The organism is Chryseobacterium binzhouense (genome assembly GCF_007474545.1).
GTDB classification, from domain to species: Bacteria; Bacteroidota; Bacteroidia; order Flavobacteriales; family Weeksellaceae; genus Chryseobacterium; species Chryseobacterium binzhouense.
Genome location: NZ_VKOG01000001.1, coordinates 457568 through 478706, shown reverse-complemented (window position 1 = coordinate 478706; position 21139 = coordinate 457568). Strand labels below are relative to the sequence as shown.

General features: G+C 35.6%; 17 protein-coding genes. 13 read left to right on the top strand and 4 right to left on the bottom strand.

Annotated features, from left to right (window positions below; genetic code table 11):
- Positions 1-60: 60 nt before the first annotated feature.
- The 13 genes from FNE73_RS02210 (at position 61) to FNE73_RS02150 (ending at position 16346) form a co-directional block, all read left to right on the top strand.
- The gene (locus FNE73_RS02210; RefSeq protein ID WP_143883153.1) at positions 61-426 is read left to right on the top strand and encodes an FtsL-like putative cell division protein; all 366 of its coding nucleotides are present in this window, start codon (positions 61-63) and stop codon (positions 424-426) included.
- Positions 410-2401: a penicillin-binding transpeptidase domain-containing protein gene (locus FNE73_RS02205; protein ID WP_143883152.1), complete on the top strand. Its 1992-nt coding sequence runs from the start codon at positions 410-412 to the stop codon at positions 2399-2401. The genes FNE73_RS02210 and FNE73_RS02205 overlap by 17 nt, the downstream gene beginning before the upstream one ends.
- A 15-nt stretch (positions 2402-2416) precedes the next feature.
- On the top strand, positions 2417-3877 hold the full coding sequence (locus FNE73_RS02200) for a UDP-N-acetylmuramoyl-L-alanyl-D-glutamate--2,6-diaminopimelate ligase (protein ID WP_143883151.1): 1461 nt from the start codon (positions 2417-2419) through the stop codon (positions 3875-3877).
- A 397-nt stretch (positions 3878-4274) separates the two neighbouring features.
- Positions 4275-5516, top strand: coding sequence for a phospho-N-acetylmuramoyl-pentapeptide-transferase (gene mraY / locus FNE73_RS02195; protein ID WP_143883150.1), 1242 nt, complete (start codon positions 4275-4277; stop codon positions 5514-5516).
- Between the two features lie 74 nt (positions 5517-5590).
- Positions 5591-6928, top strand: a complete 1338-nt coding sequence (gene murD / locus FNE73_RS02190) for a UDP-N-acetylmuramoyl-L-alanine--D-glutamate ligase (RefSeq protein WP_143883149.1) — start codon at positions 5591-5593, stop codon at positions 6926-6928.
- A gap of 11 nt (positions 6929-6939) precedes the next feature.
- Positions 6940-8178, top strand: coding sequence for an FtsW/RodA/SpoVE family cell cycle protein (locus FNE73_RS02185; protein WP_143883148.1), 1239 nt, complete (start codon positions 6940-6942; stop codon positions 8176-8178).
- A 76-nt stretch (positions 8179-8254) separates the two neighbouring features.
- Complete coding sequence (gene murG / locus FNE73_RS02180) at positions 8255-9388, top strand: undecaprenyldiphospho-muramoylpentapeptide beta-N-acetylglucosaminyltransferase (RefSeq protein ID WP_143883147.1); 1134 nt, start codon at positions 8255-8257, stop codon at positions 9386-9388.
- A gap of 68 nt (positions 9389-9456) precedes the next feature.
- Entirely contained in the window at positions 9457-10815 is a 1359-nt protein-coding gene (gene murC, locus FNE73_RS02175; protein ID WP_143883146.1) for a UDP-N-acetylmuramate--L-alanine ligase, read from the top strand.
- 186 nt (positions 10816-11001) lie between these two features.
- The gene (locus FNE73_RS02170) at positions 11002-11385 is read left to right on the top strand and encodes a GxxExxY protein (protein ID WP_143883145.1); all 384 of its coding nucleotides are present in this window, start codon (positions 11002-11004) and stop codon (positions 11383-11385) included.
- An 83-nt stretch (positions 11386-11468) separates the two neighbouring features.
- Complete coding sequence (locus FNE73_RS02165) at positions 11469-12404, top strand: cell division protein FtsQ/DivIB (RefSeq protein WP_143883144.1); 936 nt, start codon at positions 11469-11471, stop codon at positions 12402-12404.
- Between the two features lie 31 nt (positions 12405-12435).
- Complete coding sequence (gene ftsA, locus FNE73_RS02160) at positions 12436-13818, top strand: cell division protein FtsA (RefSeq protein WP_143883143.1); 1383 nt, start codon at positions 12436-12438, stop codon at positions 13816-13818.
- 80 nt (positions 13819-13898) lie between these two features.
- Positions 13899-15785 (top strand): cell division protein FtsZ, encoded by a 1887-nt coding sequence (gene ftsZ / locus FNE73_RS02155; protein WP_143883142.1) that lies wholly within the window; start codon positions 13899-13901, stop codon positions 15783-15785.
- A gap of 114 nt (positions 15786-15899) precedes the next feature.
- On the top strand, positions 15900-16346 hold the full coding sequence (locus FNE73_RS02150) for a GatB/YqeY domain-containing protein (protein WP_143883141.1): 447 nt from the start codon (positions 15900-15902) through the stop codon (positions 16344-16346).
- Positions 16347-16510: 164 nt separating this feature from the next.
- Here FNE73_RS02150 and msrA read toward each other — a convergent pair whose 3' ends face one another.
- The 4 genes from msrA to FNE73_RS02130 are packed head-to-tail and all read right to left on the bottom strand — an operon-like array spanning position 16511 to position 21096.
- A complete protein-coding gene (gene msrA, locus FNE73_RS02145) occupies positions 16511-17062 on the bottom strand; it encodes a peptide-methionine (S)-S-oxide reductase MsrA (protein WP_143883140.1) in 552 nt (183 codons plus the stop codon).
- A gap of 10 nt (positions 17063-17072) precedes the next feature.
- Entirely contained in the window at positions 17073-19250 is a 2178-nt protein-coding gene (locus FNE73_RS02140; protein WP_143883139.1) for a hypothetical protein, read from the bottom strand.
- Positions 19251-19254: 4 nt separating this feature from the next.
- On the bottom strand, positions 19255-19776 hold the full coding sequence (locus tag FNE73_RS02135) for an LptE family protein (RefSeq protein WP_143883138.1): 522 nt from the start codon (positions 19774-19776) through the stop codon (positions 19255-19257).
- Positions 19777-19800: 24 nt separating this feature from the next.
- A complete protein-coding gene (locus FNE73_RS02130; protein WP_143883137.1) occupies positions 19801-21096 on the bottom strand; it encodes a sigma-54 interaction domain-containing protein in 1296 nt (431 codons plus the stop codon).
- Positions 21097-21139: the final 43 nt, after the last annotated feature.

The following is a 21139-nucleotide window of genomic DNA, read 5'->3' as shown; positions in this document are numbered from 1 at the left end:
AAATTGATAATTGACAACAAAGCAAATTCACTGCAAAAGCAAATTGATATTAAAAAAGCTGTGGCAAAAAGAACAACATACAAACCCCAAAAGAAACTCACCTTTATAGATATTGTAAAGGGAAATTTCCTCAATCGGGATGAGCTAAAGATGTACTACAAGTACTTCCTGCTGCTTTTTGTATTAATGATGGCAATGATTTACAGCAATCATCTGGTAAATAAAAAAATAAAAATTGTAAATGCACTGAAGGAACAGACAGAAGAATACAAATCCAGAAATGCATTTGCACAGAGTAAATTAATTAAAGTAAAAATGGAATCTCAGCTGGGAAAAGAAGTAGCAGCAGATTCATTAATGCCGTTGGAAAGCCATCCGCACAAATTGTTAATAAAATTAGACAGTACTGATGCAAAAACAAAATGATTACGATAACAAGCGAAAAAAAACGCTGCGATGGGGCTACCTCTTTGCAGTGGTTGCTTTATGCGTTTTTGTAATGTTTTTGGGAAGAATCATTATTCTTCAAAACACTAATGTTCAGGAAATTAAAGATGATTATATCAACAATAATTACCGGACAGCAACTTTGAAGGCAGCAAGAGGAAATTTATACGCATCAGATGGTTCTATCCTGGCAACAACCGTAATGCGATATGATATTTATCTTGATTTTAAAACCATAAAAGATACCGTTTACAGCAATAATATCGGCGCTCTTACAGATTCTTTAAGCAAAATGTTCGGAAAGTCACGAGCTGAGTTCAGAAAAAGATTTGACGAGCAGAGAAAGAAAAAAAACCAATATTATACTTTGGTAAAAGGTCTTGATTTTGACCAATATGACAGGATCAGAAATTTTCCGATTTTCAAAAAAGGAAAAAATAAAGGAGGCTTTATTGTTGACCGGAATTATAAGCGTGAACTTGCAACCACAGAAATCGGAGCCGGAACTATCGGGATGGATCATGGGAAATACAGCTCAGGTCTTGAAGGTGCTTTCTCAAAATATCTTACTGGTACCGACGGAAGCAGATTGGAACAGAGGGTCAATTCTTCTCAATGGAAACCAATTGATTACTGGAAAGTAAACGAACCCACAGACGGACAGGATGTTTATACAACTCTAGATCTCAGGATTCAGGATATAGCTCATTCTGCATTAGAAAAACAGCTGATCAATTTCGAAGCAAAGCACGGAACCGTTATCGTAATGGAAGTATCAACAGGCAAGGTCAGAGCATTGGTTAATTTAACCAAAACCGAAGACGGAAGTTACACAGACTCCTATAATTATGCACTAAAAGATGGCATTGAACCGGGATCGACTTTTAAAACGGTTTCGCTTTTAGCAGCAATGGATGACGGATTTATTGACGAGAATACAACAGTAGATATCGGAAACGGAGTTTGGGTATATGCCGGACAAAGAATCAGTGATGGACACGGACATGGAACGTATGACATTAGTGATGTTTTAGCAAAATCCAGCAACGTAGGAACAGCTAAATTAATTACAAAATTCTATGGTGATAAACCAAGTATCTTTCTTGATCATTTAAAAAGATGGAAAATGCTCGACAAAATGAATATTGAGCTTCCTGGCATTACAAAACCATTTGTATACACTCCGGAGCATAAAAAATGGAGCAAGGGAACTTTTGCCTCTACATCTTTTGGATATGCAAGCAATTTCAACCTTTTGCAGCTTACTACTTTTTACAACGGAGTAGCGAATGGAGGTAAAATGCTTAAGCCTTTGTTTATTGACAAAATAATGAAGGACGGGAAAGTATTGTATGATGCAAAACCAGAGGTAATGGTTAACAAAATGGCATCCGAAAAAGCCATAAAAATGATGACCAGTGCTCTTACAAAAGCTGTAGAAAAGGGAACCGCAAAAAGTATTTTCACACCCAATCTGAGAATGGCTGGAAAAACGGGAACCGCAAGGTTTGAATACTGGCTTCCCGGTCCTATGAAATACAGAGCCTCATTTGCTGGTTTTTATCCGGCTGATAATCCTAAATACACTTGCTATGTAATGATCAGCGAGCCTAATGTTTCCAAAGGATTTTACGGAGGAACCGTATCAGCACCGGTTTTTAAAGAAATAGCAGGTAAAACCTTCCTAAAAACACCGCAAAATATTGAAAAAGAAATGCTTGTCGATAAGAAAGTTAACCTGAATAAACTGGTAGAACCTAACGTAAAAGTGACTGTGCAGAATAAAAAGATGCCAAATGTGGTGGGATTAATTGGAAAAAATGTAATTCCGCAGCTTGAAAATTTAGGCTATAGAATAGATTTTAAAGGTGTTGGCAGAATAAAAGAGCAGTTTCCGCTGGAAGGAACAAGTATAAGTAAAAACCAGAGAATTTATTTATCTCTCCAAAACTAAATAAAGCATAAGAAAATGCAGTTAAATGATTTATTAAGCAGAATTCCGGTAATAGAAATTCATGGTAATCACAACCGTGAGGTTTCCGATTTGGTTTTCGACAGCAGAAAGGTGGCGAAAGACTCTTTGTACATAGCAATGAGAGGAACGCTTGCGGATGGACATTCATTTATCGCATCTTCTATTGAGAAAGGAGCAAAAACGGTTGTTTGTGAAGAGTTTCCTGAAAATTTAGACGAAAATGTAACTTATGTAAAAGTTAAAGATTCTTCTAAAATATTAGGAAGGCTGGCTTCTAATTTTTACGGAAATCCTTCTGAAAATTTAAAATTAATTGGCGTGACCGGAACCAACGGAAAAACGTCTGTTTCTACTTTACTTTTTGATGTCTTTAAAAATTTAGGTTACGATTCTGCTTTGCTTTCCACAGTTGAAATCAGAATCGGAGAGAAAATAATTCCAGCAACACACACTACTCCGGATGTAATTACCATCAATAAAATTTTGGCGCAGGCGGTTGAAGAAGGTTGTGAATTCGCCTTTATGGAAGTAAGTTCTCACGGAATTGCCCAAAACAGAATTGAAGGTTTACATTTCAAAATTGCAGGATTTACGAATCTTACACACGATCATTTAGATTATCATAAAACTTTTGATGAATATCTTAAAACTAAAAAAAGATTTTTTGATGAATTAAATGATGAAGCTGTTGCTATCACCAACATTGATGACAAAAACGGAAATGTGATGCTTCAGAACACAAAAGCACAGAAAAGATCTTATGCTTTGAAAAAATTGGCAGATTATCACGGAAAACTTTTAGAAGTCGACTTCAACGGAATGCTCCTGAATTTTAATGGAAGGGAATTCTGGACTACATTAACCGGGAAATTCAATATATATAATCTTTTGTTGGTTTTTGGGATTGCTTCTGAATTGGGTTTTGAACATGATGAAATTCTTCAGGCAATCAGCACACTAAAAAGAGTAAATGGCAGGTTTGAAACCTTCAAATCAGACGGCGGAATTTTCTTTATTGTAGATTATGCTCATACTCCGGATGCATTGGAAAATGTTTTAGACAGTATCAATGATATCAGAACAAAAAACGAAAGACTGATCACTGTTTTTGGCTGCGGCGGCGACAGAGATCATGCAAAAAGACCTGAAATGGGAAATATTGCCACGAAAAAATCAACATTGGCGATCATCACTTCAGATAATCCCCGATCGGAAGACCCCAATGCAATTATAAAAGATATTGAAACTGGTGTTGAGCCTCAAAACTTCAGCAAATACACTTCAATTCCCGACAGAAAAGAAGCGATAAAAATGGCAATAAAATTTGCCGAGCCAAAAGATATTATCCTCGTTGCCGGAAAAGGTCACGAAAATTATCAGGAAATCAATGGTGTAAAACATCATTTTGACGACAAAGAAGTAATTAATGAGCTTTGGAAATTAATGTCAAAATAAAAGATATTTAATTTAAATAAATGAAAACCTCTAAAATCATATTAATAATTTCCGCAGTTTTTGGATTGGGATTGTTAATAGTTTTCTTTTAAATAATTCTAAAAAGAAAATTAAGATTTTAGATTGTGAACAAACTTATGAACTTAACAAGCCAAAGCTTGGTTATTTAGAGGTATCAGAATCAAATGCAAAAGTTGATGTAGCAATTTGCCTTTGTGAAAAATATCTTGAGAGTAAAGATAAAAAATATAAAAAAAATTTTAAAGTTATATAATGAGCCTTTTGGAGGGATTAGACTAAAAATTGAAAATCCCGAGAAAAATATTGATTCGTTATGCAGACACAGAAATAACATTTTTACAAAAATGTATAATCTTTAAGAACTGAAATAAAAGAAATGCTATACTACCTATATGAATATTTAACCAATCACGGAATCCACGTTCCCGGTCTCGGAATGCTGAGATATATCTCTTTCCGTGCAGGAATGGCAGTTTTGCTCTCCCTTACTATTGCTTTAGTATACGGAAAGAGAATCATCAATTATCTCAGAGCAAAACAGATGGGCGAATTGGTTCGTGATTTAGGTTTAGACGGGCAAAAACAAAAAGAAGGAACTCCTACAATGGGAGGACTCATCATTATTTTGGCGACCATTATTCCGGTTTTGCTGTTTACAAGAATTACCAATATTTATATCATCCTTTTACTTGTAACAGTTTTGTGGATGGGAGCTATTGGTTTTTTAGATGATTATTTAAAGAAAATCAAAAAAAACAAAGACGGATTAAGTGGCAAATTTAAGATTGTAGGTCAGGTTGGATTGGGACTGATTGTGGGAGTAACCATGTATTTTCACTCAGACATTACAGTAAAGAGGAAATATGCAGATGCTAAAGTGGTCAACAGAAACAATGTTGAGCAAAATTTTATGCCAACTGAGAATATTACAGTTTCTACAGTTCCTTTCGCTAAAAATAATGAATTCGATTACAGCGGATTTCTATTTTGGATGAATGATGAAGATGCTCACGAGTGGGCTTGGGTGGTATTTATTCCGATTGTGATTTTTATTGTTACAGCAGTTTCCAATGGAGCTAATATTACCGACGGAATTGATGGATTGGCTGCAGGAACCAGCACAATTATCCTTTTGGCATTGGCTTTCTTTGCTTATGTTTCTGGAAATATCATTTTTGCAGATTATCTGAATATCATGTTTCTCCCGAATATGGGTGAAACTACCATTTTTGCAGTAGCAATGGTGGGTGCAGTGATTGGCTTTTTTTGGTATAATACGTATCCGGCTCAGGTTTTTATGGGGGATACCGGAAGTCTTATGTTGGGAGGGGTAATCGCCGTTTTAGCTATTATATTAAGAAAAGAACTGATGATTCCTGTGCTTTGTGGAATTTTTCTGATAGAAAATATTTCAGTAATGCTTCAGGTAGCGGTTTTTAAATACAGAAAAAGAAAATTCGGGCTGGAATACGCCCAGAACAACAGATTGTTTAAAATGTCACCTTTACACCATCATTATCAGAAAGACGGTTTTCACGAAAGTAAAATCGTTAACAGAATGATTATCATAGGAGTTATGTTGGCAATTGTGTGTCTCATTACATTGAAGATGAGATAGAATCTTGTGAAAAGTAAAACAGCTAGAATTACATCTTACGTTTTACATTTTACATTTTTACAAAAAGATTATTTATGAAAATAGTTGTTTTAGGAGGAGGAGAAAGTGGTTGTGGTGCTGCTTATCTGGCTAAAAAGAAAGGTTTGGAAGTTTTTCTTTCAGACAGATCTGCCATTAAAGATCACTACAGACAATTTTTGTTGGAAAATGAAATTGAATTTGAAGAGGAAAATCATGACGAAGAAAGAATTCTGAATGCAGACTGGATTGTAAAAAGCCCGGGAATTCCGAAAAAAGCAGACATCATCCATAAAATTCATGAGAAAGGAATCAGACTTTCTTCCGAAATTGAATTTGCCTCTGAATTTACGGATGCTAAGATCATTGCCATCACAGGAAGCAACGGAAAAACAACAACAACATCCCTGATCTATTATATCCTGAAAAATGACGGATTAAATGTAGGTCTTGGCGGAAACATTGGCTATAGTTTTGCAAAGCAGGTTGCTGATGAAAACTATGAATATTATGTTTTGGAAGTAAGCTCTTTTCAATTAGATGATATTCAGAACTTCAGACCATATATCTCTATGTTGCTTAATTTGTCTAAAGATCATTTGGATCAGTACAATTACAACTACGAAGAGTATGCATTAGCCAAATTCAGAATTACTGAAAATCAGGAAAATGACAATTTTTTCATCTACAACAAAGATGACGAAATGAGTAAAAATATTCTCGAAAAGTTTGAAGTAAAGGCTAAAATGATTCCTTTTTCAACACATGAAAAATTAGCGGAAGGAGGTTTTATTCAAGAAGATAAAATTGTGATTAAGCTAAAGGATGAATTATCAATGAAGATTGATGAGCTGTCTCTATTGGGAAATCATAATGTTGCTAACAGTTTGGCGGCATCAATTGCAGGTAAAATATTGGAAATCAACAACGAAAGCATAAGAAATTCATTGATGACTTTTCAGGCAGTTGAACACAGATTGGAATTTGTTACTGAAATAGACGGCGTGAAATACATCAACGACAGCAAAGCAACCAATGTAAATGCTGCATACTACGCTTTAGAAAGCATGAAAAATCCAACGGTATGGATTGTAGGCGGAGTTGATAAGGGAAATGACTATACCGAAATAGAAGATTTAGTTAAAAGAAAAGTAAAAGCAATTGTTTGTCTAGGAATTGATAACCAGAAGATTATTGATTTTTTCAAAGATAAAAAAGACTTTATTTACAACACTTCAAGTATGGAAAGCGCAGTAGAAATGTCAAAATCTATTGCCAAAAAAGGAGATACAGTCTTACTTTCGCCATGCTGTGCAAGTTTTGATTTATTTAAAAGCTACGAAGACCGAGGAAAACAGTTTAAAGAACAAGTACTAAAAGCTAAAGGCAGTTAGCCGCATACAATATGAACGAACAGATTACAGAAAGCAGATTTGAATTTCTAAAGGGCGATAAAGTGCTTTGGATGGTCATTCTTGTGATCTCCATTTTCTCTATTTTCCCGGTATACTCTGCAAGTTCAAATCTGGAATATATTGTAAATAACGGAACCACTACCGGTCACGTAATGAAACATATGTTTTTTGTAGTTCTGGGACTGGGAATCATGAGATTAGTGGGAACAGTAAAATATGAATACATGGGAAAACTCAGCAGCATCATGCTGGGATTAATGATTATTTTGCTGATTGTCACCATATTTACCGGGCAGACGATCGACGGCGCAAGTGCCTCAAGATGGTTGAAAATCCCCGGAACACCGATTTCATTTCAGCCTTCATCTTTTGCTTTTTTAATGTTGATTATCTATCTGTGCAGATATTTAACCAAGAAAATAACGAGAGAAAGGCTTCCGATTGAGAATGTGATGTACATTTTCGGACCTATTTTACTGGTTTTCGTATTGGTTGCAAAAGATAACGGTTCTACAGCTTTGATGATCTTAATGGTTTCTGTGATTGTACTGGTTATCGGGCAACTTCACTGGAAATATATCGCAGGATTTATTTCTGCATCATTTATTGCGATTGTTTTGTTTTTACTGATTGCTTTAAATACAAATTTAATTGGCGGAAACCGTGTTCATACATGGATGAGCCGTATCGAAACCTTTACATCAAGCAAAGCAAAAACAGCCGATGTTGATGATGAAAGTTTAAAAGCAAAAAATTACCAGGTGATGCAGGCGAAAGCAGCCATCGTTCACGGAGGAATAACCGGAATGGGACCAGGAAAGTCTGCATTAAAGCAAATGCTTCCTCAATCTGCATCCGATTTTATTTTCGCGGTAATTGTGGAAGAATATGGTTTAATAGGAGCCGGATTTTTAATCAGCATGTATTTGATTATGATTGTCCGGATTGTGATGATTGCCAGTAAAATGCCCGCATTTTTCGGCTCGTTGCTGGTTTTGAGCCTCGGAGTAATGATTTTTATTCAGTTGGCAGTAAATATTGCCGTTGCCGTAAATCTCATTCCGGTTACCGGGCAGCCATTGCCGCTGATTAGTTATGGAGGAACTTCTATGCTGGTAACCTACATCCAGCTAGGAATTATTTTAAATATAAGTTCCAGAATACAGATTTACGATGAAGAAGGATTAGGAAAAAAACAAAGCATTGCAGAGATAAATGACATTGCATAAATATAAATGATGAATGATAATTTATAACTGATTTTCATATCGCTTATCACTCATCGTTTATCAATAATAAATAAGTATGAACAAGAAATTAAAAGTTTTACTAAGCGGCGGCGGAACAGGAGGACACATCTTTCCTGCCATTGCTATTGCAGACGAAATCAAAAGAAGATTTCCTGATGCAGAGTTTTTGTTCATCGGAGCCAACGGAAAAATGGAGATGGAAAAAGTTCCGCAGTCCGGCTACAAGATTGAAGGATTAAATATTGCAGGATTCGACAGAGGAAATTTGCTTAAGAATATAGGCTTGCCGTTCAAACTTATTTCGAGTTTGCTTAAAGCTAAAAAAATTATAAAAGAATTTAAACCGGATTTTGCAATAGGAACAGGGGGGTTTGCAAGCGGACCGGCTTTGTTTATGGCTGCAAAAATGGGAATTCCGACTTTTATTCAGGAGCAGAATTCTCTTCCCGGAAAAACCAATACAGCCAATGGGAAAAAAGCTAAAGCTATTTTCACCGCTTATCCGGATATGGACAAATTTTTTCAAAATTCCAAAGTATTTTTCCTTGGAAATCCTATTCGTGAAAACATTATTTCAGGAATGCAGGAATCTTCTCAGGCAAAAGAGAAATTAGGTTTAGATAAAAATAAATTGACGATTCTTTCTGTTGGAGGATCTTTAGGTTCAAGAACCTTAAACAATGGCTGGAAAGACAATCTTGAAAATCTGAAAGAAAAAGGATATCAGCTAATCTGGCAAACCGGAAAATTGGATTATAAAGAAATTGTTGATAGTTTTCAGTTATCAGTTGATGGAAATTCCGACAACCAAAAACCAACAACCAACAACCAGATTCAAATTAAAGAATTCATCAAAGAGATGGAAACAGCTTATTCTGCTGCGGATATAATCGTTTCAAGAGCAGGGGCTATAGCGATTTCAGAATTAGCAGTGGCACAAAAGCCTGTAATTTTGGTTCCGTTTCCGTTTGCAGCGGAAGATCACCAGACCAAGAATGCAATGAATCTGGTTGAAAAGAATGCCGCGAGAATGGTGAAAGATTCTGAAATGAAAGAAAAATTCTGGAATACACTTTCAGAAGTATGTGAAGATGAAAATTTAAGAAAAGAAATGTCAGACAATCTGAAATATTTTGCCAAGCCTAATGCAGCAAAAGAGATTGTAGATGCGATTTTAAATAAACTGTAAAATGTATAATTGTAAAATGTATTAATGTGCCATTTATACATTTACATGAATACAGCAATACAAAAAGAATGAAGAATTTAAATACATATCAAAATTTTTACTTCGTGGGAATCGGAGGTATCGGAATGAGTGCTTTGGCGCGCTACTTTCATGCTTCAGGCAAGAATGTGTTGGGATATGATAAAACCAATACCAAACTCACGCAAGCTCTGATCAGCGAAGGAATTGATATTGTTTTTGAAGATATTGCTGATGAGAAAATCACTTCAATTAAGAAAGCTGATACATTGGTCATTTATACTCCTGCCATTAAAAAGCTGGGAATTTTAGACTATTTTAATGAAAATGGATTTGAAGTTTTAAAACGTGCAAAAGTTTTAGGTCTAATTACAGAAAATACAAACTGCATTGCCATTGCGGGCACACATGGGAAGACCACGACATCAACATTGGTTTCTCATTTGTGTAAAGAAGCAGATTTACCGTTTTCTTGTTTTCTAGGCGGGATTTCTGAGAATTTTAAATCCAACTTTCTGTATAACGGCAATAAATACTCAGTTGTAGAAGCAGACGAATATGACAGAAGTTTTCTTAATCTTTCTCCGGATTGGGCAGTGATTACTTCTACAGATGCTGATCATCTGGACATTTATGGAGATAAAAATACCATTGAAGAAGGATTCAGAGAGTTTGCGGCTTTAGTTCCGGAAGACAAACAGCTTTTTGTAAGAAAAGGAATCGAAATCGGAAGACCTCACCTCACGTACGCTGTAAACGAAGAAGCTGATTATTATTCAGACAATCTCCGTATTGTTGATGGCAGGATGATGTTTGACTTTTACCATAATGATCAGAAAGAAGAATTCGTCTGGCTGATTCCCGGAACGCATAATGTAGAAAATGCAACAGTAGCTATTGCTATTCTGCATCATTTAGGAGTCGATTTTGAAACCCTGAAAAAAGCAATTTCCTCTTTTAAAGGAATAAAAAGAAGGTATACCAAACATATTTTTGAGAGTGGTAAAATCTACATTGATGATTATGCCCACCACCCGACAGAACTTAACGCAGTAATAGATTCGGTGAGAACATTTAACCCAGACAAAAAGCTTCTGGTGGTTTTTCAGCCGCATTTATTCAGCAGAACCAAAGATTTTGCGGATGGTTTTGCAGAAAGCTTAAGCAAGTCTGACGAACTGATTCTGCTTGATATTTATCCTGCCAGAGAACTTCAGGAAAATTTTGAAGGAATTACTTCAGATTGGCTATTGGAAAAAGTGAATTTAGGTAAAAAAGAAGTTTCAACATTAGATAAAGCTTTTGATAAAATAAAAGAAAAGGATTTTGACATTTTGCTCACGGTTGGTGCAGGGAATATAGATACGCTGTATGATCCGATTTGTGAATGGTTGCAAAGTATTAATTGAACACAAAGTGTAACAGAGAATTTTTTAATGCGAATGAGGTTTCACGAAGCCGCTTCGCTTATAAAAGTAAAAAAATGAAATTATAAATTGCAATTCCTCATACAAGCGAAGCGGCTTTGTGAAACAGATGAATAGTATTATAAAAAAAGCTTGGTGAACTTAGTGTTCCAAAAGATAAAACACACAATGAATGAAAATGAAGTTTCGGCTATTATTGTAGACGCAGGATTAAAAATTCATAGAACCTTGGGATCAGGTTTATATGAAACAGTTTATGAGCAGTGTATGGAATATGAATTAAAAAACAGAGGATTAGTTGTTGAAAGACAGAAATTTCTTTCAATTCAGTACGAAAAATTAAAAGTTGAGAATGCTTTTAAAATTGATTTACTAGTTGAAAGTAAAGTAGTTGTAGAGATTAAAGCTCAGGAAGCATTAGATAAATTTCACAATGCTCAATTATTAAATTATTTAAAATTAGGAAACTACAGATTGGGTTTATTATTAAATTTTAATTCTAAACTCTTTAAAACCGGAATTCAAAGAGTAATAAACGGATATATAAAATAAAATGTAAGCTTATATAAGCGAAGCGACTTTGTGAAACTAAAAAAAGAAAAACTTTGTGAACTTCGTGTTCAAATAGAACAAAAATGAAAAACAAATACAGAATTTTAAAAATTGTCATCACAGTAATCATTCTTGGTTTCCTGTTGAGTTTCTCTTTGAAGAAATTCAGCGGACAAAAGATTACAGACAATAAGATTTCTGTGAAGATGAACGAGAAAACACCGGTTTATTTTATTGATGAAAAAGACATTCGGGAGATCGTCAATAAAGAAAATCCTTCCAGAAAGGTAGGAGATTTAAATATTCCTGAACTGGAAAAGAAAATCAACGCGCTTCCGGCTGTTGACAGCGCAAATGTTTATTTAAATCTGAATGGAAAATTAAATTTAGATATCAAACAGAGGGTACCGGTTTTCAGATTAAATAAAGACGGAAAAGATTTTTATGTGGATGAAAAAGGAGTAGAGTTTCCGATTTCCAAAACATATTCTCATCCATGTATGCTGGTTACCGGAGATGTAAAAAAAGATGAATATCAAAAGCTTGCCGAACTCGTCGAAAAAATAGACAAAGATGATTTCAGTAAAAGATATTTTATAGGAATTTCAAAAGACAGAAACAATGACTACAATCTCCTTACAAGTGAGGGGAACTATAAAGTGGAAATTGGAGATTTAGACAATATAGATTTCAAAGTAAAAGGATTCAAAACCTTTGTAGAAAAATATCTTGTTTACCAGGATTCACAAAAATACAGTATGATTTCGGTGAAGTATCAGAATCAGATTGTTACTACTTTGAATCCTTATTTTAAGGAAAATGACAGTTTACTGAAAGCAAGAGGAAAAGATCTGGCAAAAATTTCAGAAAACACTTCCTTAAAAAAAGAAAAACAGCCAGTGGCAAAGGTCTCTGAAACTAAAAAAACAGCCTCCGTAAAAACTCAGACAGCAAAGTCAGAAGTCAGGAAAACAGAGAAAAAAACAACAGCAGCAAAGCAGAAAACGAAGGCAAAGTAAAAATAGATAAAAAATCAAATCGATATAAACAATGGAAAATCAAGAGTATTCAGTAGGTCTGGACATTGGGACAACCAAAATTGTCGCCATTGTCGGAAGGAGGAATGCACACGGGAAAATAGAAGTTCTCGGTGTTGGGAAAGCCAAAAGTCTTGGGGTTCACAAAGGTATTGTGAATAATATTTCGCAGACGATCAATTCAATCAAAGCAGCTGTTTCGGAAGCACAATCCAGCGCAGGAGTTCCTATCAAAAAGGTAACAGTAGGAATTGCAGGTAAGCACATTCGCTCTTTACAGCATTCCGATTACATTATGCGTGAACATCCTGATAAATTTATTACGGATGATGATATTGAAGCATTGAAGGATCAGGTAAAAAAACTGGTCATGCTTCCGGGTGAAGAAATTATCCACGTTCTTCCGCAGGAATATAAAGTTGATTCTGAAGGAGAAATTCAGGAGCCTGTCGGAATGCACGGAAAACGTCTGGAAGCCAATTTTCATGTGGTAGTAGGACAAATGGGAAGCATCAGAAACATTGCGAGATGCGTAAGAGAAGCCGGTTTGGAGATGGAAGCACTTACTCTTGAGCCTTTAGCATCTTCCGAAGCTGTTCTTACCAAAGAAGAGAAAGAAGCAGGAGTTGCCATTGTAGACATCGGTGGCGGAACTACAGATATTGCTATTTTTAAAGATAATATCATCCGTCATACCTGTGTAATTCCTTACGGGGGTGGTATTATCACAGAAGACATTAAAGAAGGATGTTCAATTATAGAAAAGCATGCCGAGCAATTAAAGGTTAAGTTTGGTTCTGCAGTTCCTGAATTGGAAAAAGACAGTACATTTGTAACCATTCCCGGACTTCACGGAAGACCGGATAAAGAAATTTCGCTTAAAACTTTAGCGCAGATTATCAATGCAAGAGTAGAAGAAATTCTGGAAATGGTAAATACAGAACTAAAGGCGTACGGCGCATTTGAACAGAAGAAAAAACTGATTGCAGGAATCGTTTTGACTGGAGGTGGTTCAAACCTGAAACATCTTCGTCAATTGGCAAATTATACGACAGGATTCGACAGCAGAATCGGTTTTGCCAATGAGTATATTGCAAACGATAAAAATCAGTATCTTAAGGGACCGGAATTTGCTACTTCCATCGGATTATTAATGGAAAGCTTGAAAATCCGTGACAAAAAAACTGTCGTTGCAGAAGAAACTATTGAAAATAAAGCAGAAACGAAAACTGAAGAAAAGCACACATCTGAAACTGAAACTGAAGATTCCCAGCCGGCGATGATGCCTCAACAGGTACAGGAAGAGGTAAAGGCACAGCCTGCAAAACAGTCAAAGCCGACTTTCGGGCAATCTTTGATGGAAAAAGTAAAAAAATTCTTTGAAGAAGTAGAATAAAAATAAATGATGAATGGTAAGCGATGAATGATTTTCTCATCAATTATCAGAGTCGATTATCAATTATAAAAAAATTAAACATGGAAAATATAGGTTCACAAGGATTTTCATTTGATTTGCCAAAAGGAAATTCATCAATTATAAAAGTAATCGGTGTTGGCGGCGGCGGTAACAACGCATTAAAGCACATGTACGAAAAAGGAATTCACGGAGTAGATTTCGTGATCTGTAATACCGATGCTCAGACTTTAGACAACAATCCGGTATCCAACAAAGTACAGTTGGGTGTTACCATTACCGAAGGTCTTGGTGCCGGTGCAGACCCAGAAGTAGGAGAAAAAGCTGCTATCGAAAGTATTGAAGACATTAAAGCAGCCATGGGACAAAATACGAAAATGGTTTTTATTACTGCCGGAATGGGTGGTGGTACAGGAACCGGAGCTGCTCCCGTTATTGCTAAAGTAGCCAAAGATATGGGAATTCTTACTGTAGGAATTGTTACCGTACCTTTCAGCTTTGAAGGAAAAAGAAGACTGGAACAGGCAGAAAATGGTCTTGAAAAGCTGAGAAATAATGTTGATTCTTTAATTGTTATCAATAATGATAAATTGAGACAGCAGTTTGGAAATTTAGGCTTCAAACAAGGATTTTCTAAAGCTGATGAGGTACTAACCAACGCAGCTAAAGGAATGGCAGAAGTAATTACGGGTTACTTTGATGTAAATATTGACTTCCGTGATGCCAAATCTGTTCTTCAAAATTCCGGAACAGCATTGATGTCAACAGGTATGGCTTCAGGCGAAAACAAAGCAGAAGAAGCAGTGAAAAAAGCATTGGATTCTCCGTTATTGAATGACAATAAAATTACCGGAGCGAGAAATGTACTTTTGCTTATCCGAAGTGGTGCAGAAGAAGCTACGATGGATGAAATCGGAATTATCATGGATTATATCCAGAAAGAGGCAGGAAATACTGCAGATATTATCTTTGGAGTTGGTGCAGATGAAGAATTGGGCGATGCAGTAAGTGTTTTGGTTATTGCAACCGGTTTTTCTAACGATAACAAAAAATTTGCCGGTCCTACAGAGAAAATCAGAATTGGTTTGAATGATGCTTTAGATACTCCGAAAGCTTCACCTTTCAAAACAAAGGAAGAAAGAGAAACTACACCAGAGCATGGATATGATTTTGGAGGTAAAAATCTTTTCAGATTAGATGATGAAGATCAGGATACGCCTCAGTTTAAAGTTTCCTCTACTGAAAAAAAAATGATTATTGAGGATGAAGATGTTAAAACCGAAATAAAATTCTCTGATAGAGAGCAAGATACGATTGACAACCCTGTTCAGAGCTGGAAAAACAGTGAAGAATCTCAGGATGATGCATACAATCTTTTCTCTTTTGACGATGAGGGCGATAATGATCTGGAAATTCAGTCTTTTTCATTTGATTTTGAAAACAAAAAAGAAGAGTCAGACAACGATACATTTACAAGAAAGTATGCTGATGAAAAGCCTGTAGAATTTAGTTTTACGGTAAATGAACCGGTAAACGAACCAAAAGCAGATTTCGGACAGCCAAAAAACGAAGTAGAAACTTTCACAAAAACGGCAGAAGAAACCGCTCCAAAAGCTCAGAATATATTTGAAGTAAAAGAAGAGCGAAAAAATATTACAGAGCCAAAAACTGAAATGCCAAGACAGACAGAAAGCGAATTTACTTTTGTCAGCAAACCCGCAGATCAGGAGCGTGTAATGGAAAGAAGAAATAAGCTGAAAGAGTTCAATTCCCGTTACCAGAATTTTGATATGGCTAATGAGTTTGAATCTGTTCCTGCTTTCAAGAGAAAAAATATTTCGATTGACGGAAGCAATGCATCAGACCAAAATATCAACACCTATCTTTCTGATAACAACGGAAACATGCAGATCAGAGAAAACAGATTTTTGAATAAAGATGTAGATTAAAATAATATAACAATGTAGAAATGTACCAATGTAACAATCTCGAATTGTCATGCTGAGCCTGTCGAAGAATCTATTGATAAACTGTTACATTGATACATTGTTAAATTAAATAATATGAGTTTAGAAAATACAATCACTGAAGCGATAAAAACAGCAATGAGAGCTAAAGATAAAGTAGCTTTAGATTCTCTTCGCGCTGTGAAAGCACAAATATTATTACTGAAAACTGAAGCTTTGGGAAAAGAAGTTTCTCCGGAGCAGGAAATTGCCATTCTTCAGAGAATGGTGAAGCAGCGTAAGGATTCTTACGACCAGTTTTCTGCACAGGGAAGAAATGACTTGGCAGAAGTAGAAGAAGCTCAGATGAAAATTATAGAACAGTTTTTGCCTAAACAGCTTTCTTCAGAAGAGCTGGAAGCCGAAATGAAGGCTATTATTGCAGAAACTGGTGCCGAATCTATAAAAGATTTAGGTAAAGTTATGGGAATAGCATCTAAAAATTTAGCCGGAAAATCTGACGGGAAAAGTATTTCCGAGATGGCAAAAAAGCTGCTTTCATAGAGTTCAGGGTTTGGGTTTAAAATTTCGGGTTTAATCTCGCAAATATTATCTCCAGCCAAGTATCTCGCAACACACTACGGATATTCAACCTTTGCATATCGATTTGATTAAAGAAGCCCGAAAGTTATTTTCGGGCTTCATTATATGTTTATAGTACGAACTTATTAAGCTTCATTTTTGAGTATTCCGAGCTCCCCGAAATACTTTTTAAACTTCTGAATTTTAGGTCCTACAACAGCGCTGCAATAAGGCTGTAACGGATTCTCGTTATAATATCCCTGATGATACTGTTCAGCAGCCCAAAATTTTTCCAGTTTTGAAAGTTCGGTCACATAAGTTCCTTCCCATCTTCCCGATTTTTTTGATGCTTCAACAGCTTCTTCCGCTTTTGTTTTTTCCTCTTCATCTTTATAAAAAATTACTGAACGATACTGGGTTCCTATATCATTTCCCTGTCTGTTGAGCTGTGTTGGATCATGCAGAAAAAAGAAAACATCCATCAGTTGTTCGTAAGAGATCACATCCGCATCATAAGTAATCTGAACGACCTCTGCGTGACCTGTTTCTCCTGTACAAACCTCCTCATATGTCGGATGATCTTTATGACCTCCTGAATATCCTGAAACGGCAGAAATTACACCGTTAAGCATATTAAAACAGCTTTCAACACACCAAAAACACCCGCCACCAAAGGTAATTTGTTTCACATTATCCATCTTAAATTTATTAATTTTTTCCTCTGTTATCTTTTATTTCCTGAATTTTGGCTTCAAAATAATCTTTCTTGTCAGGATGTTTCCCAATTAAAATCTGAAATGCATTAATTGCCTTTGTGTAAAGCTTTTGCTCAATGTACAAATTAGCAAGAGTTTCTGTCATCAAATGCGAAATATCGTCAGTTTTTTCCTTTACCACAAAATTTACTTCATCTTTCAGCTGACTGATTTTAGGGTTGTTTTCAATGAAAGATTCAATAACTTTAGTTTTAGTTATAGCCTTTTCTTTCAGAATCTCTTCTGTCCGGTCAATTTTCAGCCAGCTTTGCCATGTATTGATAAAACCGGGAATATTACTGTCAGCAGCTTGTTTTTTTAGTGGTTCAGCAGCAATTGGTACTTGCTGTGTTTTCTCCTTTGGCTTATTGTGGTCCTGATTAATCAGCAGACTTGAAATTTCTGATCCAAAGAATGACACATTCATTACAGGAACTTCCCCACTTTCGCTTTCATCATCTGTTATTATTTTGCTTTCTTCAATTTCAAATTCATCATTCATTTCAGTTTCAGAAAATGTTTTTGGTTCTTCAAGATTAGATTTATCTTCCTGTATTTTTACAATTTCTGTTTCTTCTGCTGAGATTTCCTTACTTTCATTTTTTTTGTTTAATAAAGCATCGGGAAGGTTACTTTCAAAACTCATCGGCTTCCAGCTCGAGTTTACAATCTTATTTTCCTCCTCTTCATTATTTATTTCGTCCGAAATATTTTTTTGATTATCTGAAGTTAAATTTTCTTTTTCTTCTTTAGTATCAATCACAAAATCCTGTGTTTCTGCGAAACTGATCTCATTTCCTGGATGATCATCATCTTTTGGCGTTTCAGCAGTATTTGCTTTCTTCTCCGTTTTCATCCTTTTTTCAACTTCTTCAATCAGGCGTCTCATCTCTTCTTCATATTTATTTACAGAAGATTTAGGACTATTAATTTTTGTTTGAGCTTCAGAATGAGAAGTTTCAATTCTTATTTCAGGGAGAAAAGATTCTGTTCCATGAAAACTTAGTTGAGCATCATCTTTTATCTGTTCCGCAATCTTAGGTGTTTCAATCCGGTCTTCATTAATGATGGTTTCAGGATTTAGAGTCACCTTTGATTCCTCCTGATGATCTTCTCTTTCAGGCAAGCTTCCTGCATTTACTTCACTTTCAGGTTCAAAAGATTCAATTTTAAGGAAACTAAGTTCTGATTCATCATTTACTTTGTCGGAAACTTTCTCAGAGTCAATTTTATCTTCATTAATAACCGCTTCAACATTCAGATTTTCTGCAACTGGCTCAATTTCAGGCTCTGAAACAGTACTTTGATTCTGAATTTCTTCTGTTCCACTTTCGGGTTCAAAAGATTCAATTTTCAGGAAACTAAGTTCTGATTCATCATTTACTTTGTCGGAAACCTTTTCAGAATCAATTTTATCTTCACTAATAACCGTTTCAACATTCAGATTTCCTGCAACTGGCTCAATTCCAGGCTCTGAAATATGAACTTTTTCCTGAATTTCTTGTGTATTATCTTTGTCAGACAGTAAAGTTCCAGGCATTTCCGAATCTAAAGAGCTGGAAGCGGTCTGTTTTTCATCTAAATCAGTTTCCTGAAGATTTTTTTCTTCTGTATTTTGAGTTTCTGTAGATATTTCTCTTTTTTGAATTACAATTACTCCGGATTCTAATGTAGATTCCAGATCAATTGTTTCAGAGTTTTCATCAGTCAGGAAATTCTCCTCTCCTTCATATAAAATCCTGTTTCGTTCTCCGTTTACCAAAACATGCTTAATCTCCGGTTTGGGAGCAATAAGATCCTGTGAGACAGCTTCGTAATCATGTTTTACTTTCTCTCTTACATTTTCTTTTTCAACAGTTTTAGTTTCTTCGTCTATTTTCGGAATTGATGGCTGCTGCTGTAATTTACCGTTAATCAGCTGGTAAAGGATTTTTTTATCAGTGGTATAAGCCGCTGTAGTAGATAATTCTTTCTGATAATTTTCTCTGTCAAAAAGATGAACTCCATAAAGGTGAAGTGCGCGGATATTCTGAATATACGGGGAAGAATTAATTTCCTCTTTCAAAAGACTTAAATCTTCTGACTGAATAATTTTCGGATTTTTTAATAATTCTAAAACTCTGTTATTCATCACTTTACCAATTAGCTACAATATCGTTAAAAATCTTATTAATAATTCTCTCTGTTACCAGTCTTACCTGTGATGTTTCAATCTGACTCTGCGACAAATCACTGTTGAAAACGGCTTCATCAGAATAATTTCTTTCAAAGCTCACATCAGGATGAAGTTTGTTTTCGTAACGCACTTTCACAGTGATCGTAAGCTTATTCTGAGACTGTTGAATTGCTCCAGCGCTTGTCTGCTGTGTTGACGAACTAATGGTTGTCGGCGTGATGGCATAATCTATAATCTCTCCTTCAATTAAAATATCCGGATTGGTTTTTGTTCCTTTCAAAGTAGTTCGCTGCAGGAATCTGTTTTGAATATCCGTCGAAAACTGCTGAGAAAGTGTTGGGTTTACTAAAGCTGCATTATTAGGAAACTCATTGATCTGGACTGTTTTCTCATCTTTCAGAGAAGAGCCGGTAAATGTATAGCAAGAATTGAGCAATCCTACTGATAATATCAAAATAAAAAGATTTGTGAGCTTATTCATTTATTGGTGTTTCGGGTTAAATATTTAATCTTCCAGATTATACTGTTTAATCTTACGGTAAAGCGTTCTCTGAGAAATTCCCAGTTCATCTGCTGCTCTGTTTCTTCTTCCGTTGTGCTTTTCTAAAGCTTTCACAATCAGATCTTTTTCATTATTCTGTAGTGAAAGAGATTCCGGTTTATTGTCTTCAATTTCCACGTCTTCAAAATCATCAAAATTATCATCGGAATTAGATATAATTGTAGGATTCTGAATATTATTTTGTCCTGAGCTATTATTATTTTCAAAAAACAAAAGAGAATTCGGATTTGCCGACTGTTGGGTTTCTGAAGTGTAAATTCTGTTGATAAGATTTTTTTCCTGATTACTCAGATCCGAGTTTCCCCTGTTTTTAATCAGTTCCGAAGTTAAGGATTTCAGATCATTAATATCGTTTCTCATATCGAAGAGAATTTTGTACATAATTTCTCTTTCACTTCCAAAATCACTTTGCTTTTGTGTATTCGGCTGATTGACAACCATTGGAAGATGGGCATCCATCGGAATATATTCTGTCAGTTTTTCTACTGATATTTTTCTTTCTCTTTCCACTACGGTCATTTGTTCTACCAAATTTCTCAGCTGGCGTACATTTCCGGGAAAAGTGTAATTTTCGATATAATGAACTGCGCTTGGCTCAAGCTCCAATTCAGGCATTCTGTATTTTTCTGCAAAATCAATGGCAAATTTTCTGAACAGCAGATGAATATCACCTTTCCGCTCTCTCAAAGCAGGCATATCAATCTGAACGGTGTTCAAACGATAGAACAAATCTTCACGAAATCTTCCGTCCTGAATTGCCTTCATCATATTCACGTTCGTTGCGGCAACAATTCTTACATTCGTTTTCTGAACCTGCGAAGAACCTACTTTCATAAATTCGCCGCTTTCCAAAACTCGAAGTAAACGAACCTGCGTCTGCAAAGGAAGTTCTCCTACCTCATCCAGAAAGATCGTTCCGCCATCAGCAACTTCAAAATAACCTTTTCTGGTTGCTGTGGCTCCTGTAAATGCCCCTTTTTCGTGTCCGAACAATTCGGAATCAATCGTTCCTTCCGGAATTGCACCACAATTAACGACAATATAAGGCTGATGTTTTCTTTTAGATTCTGAATGGATGATTTTCGGAATAAATTCTTTCCCCACTCCACTTTCCCCGATTACTAAAACAGAAATATCGGTAGGTGCTACTTGTATAGATTTTTCTAATGCACGATTCAATGCCGGAAAATTTCCGATAATTCCGAAACGGTTTTTTATATTTTGAAGCTCGTTGCTCATAAGTAAATTTTTAGATTATTGATTTGAATATGACTTACATTAA

Bases quoted from the DNA above. Each gene is read 5' to 3' on its own strand.
- FNE73_RS02205 (WP_143883152.1), top strand. From the start codon at position 410: ATGCAAAAACAAAATGATTACGATAACAAGCGAAAAAAAACGCTGCGA.
- FNE73_RS02200 (WP_143883151.1), top strand. From the start codon at position 2,417: ATGCAGTTAAATGATTTATTAAGCAGAATTCCGGTAATAGAAATTCAT.
- mraY (WP_143883150.1), top strand. From the start codon at position 4,275: ATGCTATACTACCTATATGAATATTTAACCAATCACGGAATCCACGTT.
- murD (WP_143883149.1), top strand. From the start codon at position 5,591: ATGAAAATAGTTGTTTTAGGAGGAGGAGAAAGTGGTTGTGGTGCTGCT.
- FNE73_RS02185 (WP_143883148.1), top strand. From the start codon at position 6,940: ATGAACGAACAGATTACAGAAAGCAGATTTGAATTTCTAAAGGGCGAT.
- murG (WP_143883147.1), top strand. From the start codon at position 8,255: ATGAACAAGAAATTAAAAGTTTTACTAAGCGGCGGCGGAACAGGAGGA.
- murC (WP_143883146.1), top strand. From the start codon at position 9,457: ATGAAGAATTTAAATACATATCAAAATTTTTACTTCGTGGGAATCGGA.
- FNE73_RS02170 (WP_143883145.1), top strand. From the start codon at position 11,002: ATGAATGAAAATGAAGTTTCGGCTATTATTGTAGACGCAGGATTAAAA.
- FNE73_RS02165 (WP_143883144.1), top strand. From the start codon at position 11,469: ATGAAAAACAAATACAGAATTTTAAAAATTGTCATCACAGTAATCATT.
- ftsA (WP_143883143.1), top strand. From the start codon at position 12,436: ATGGAAAATCAAGAGTATTCAGTAGGTCTGGACATTGGGACAACCAAA.
- ftsZ (WP_143883142.1), top strand. From the start codon at position 13,899: ATGGAAAATATAGGTTCACAAGGATTTTCATTTGATTTGCCAAAAGGA.
- FNE73_RS02150 (WP_143883141.1), top strand. From the start codon at position 15,900: ATGAGTTTAGAAAATACAATCACTGAAGCGATAAAAACAGCAATGAGA.
- msrA (WP_143883140.1), bottom strand. From the start codon at position 17,062: ATGGATAATGTGAAACAAATTACCTTTGGTGGCGGGTGTTTTTGGTGT.
- FNE73_RS02140 (WP_143883139.1), bottom strand. From the start codon at position 19,250: ATGAATAACAGAGTTTTAGAATTATTAAAAAATCCGAAAATTATTCAG.
- FNE73_RS02135 (WP_143883138.1), bottom strand. From the start codon at position 19,776: ATGAATAAGCTCACAAATCTTTTTATTTTGATATTATCAGTAGGATTG.
- FNE73_RS02130 (WP_143883137.1), bottom strand. From the start codon at position 21,096: ATGAGCAACGAGCTTCAAAATATAAAAAACCGTTTCGGAATTATCGGA.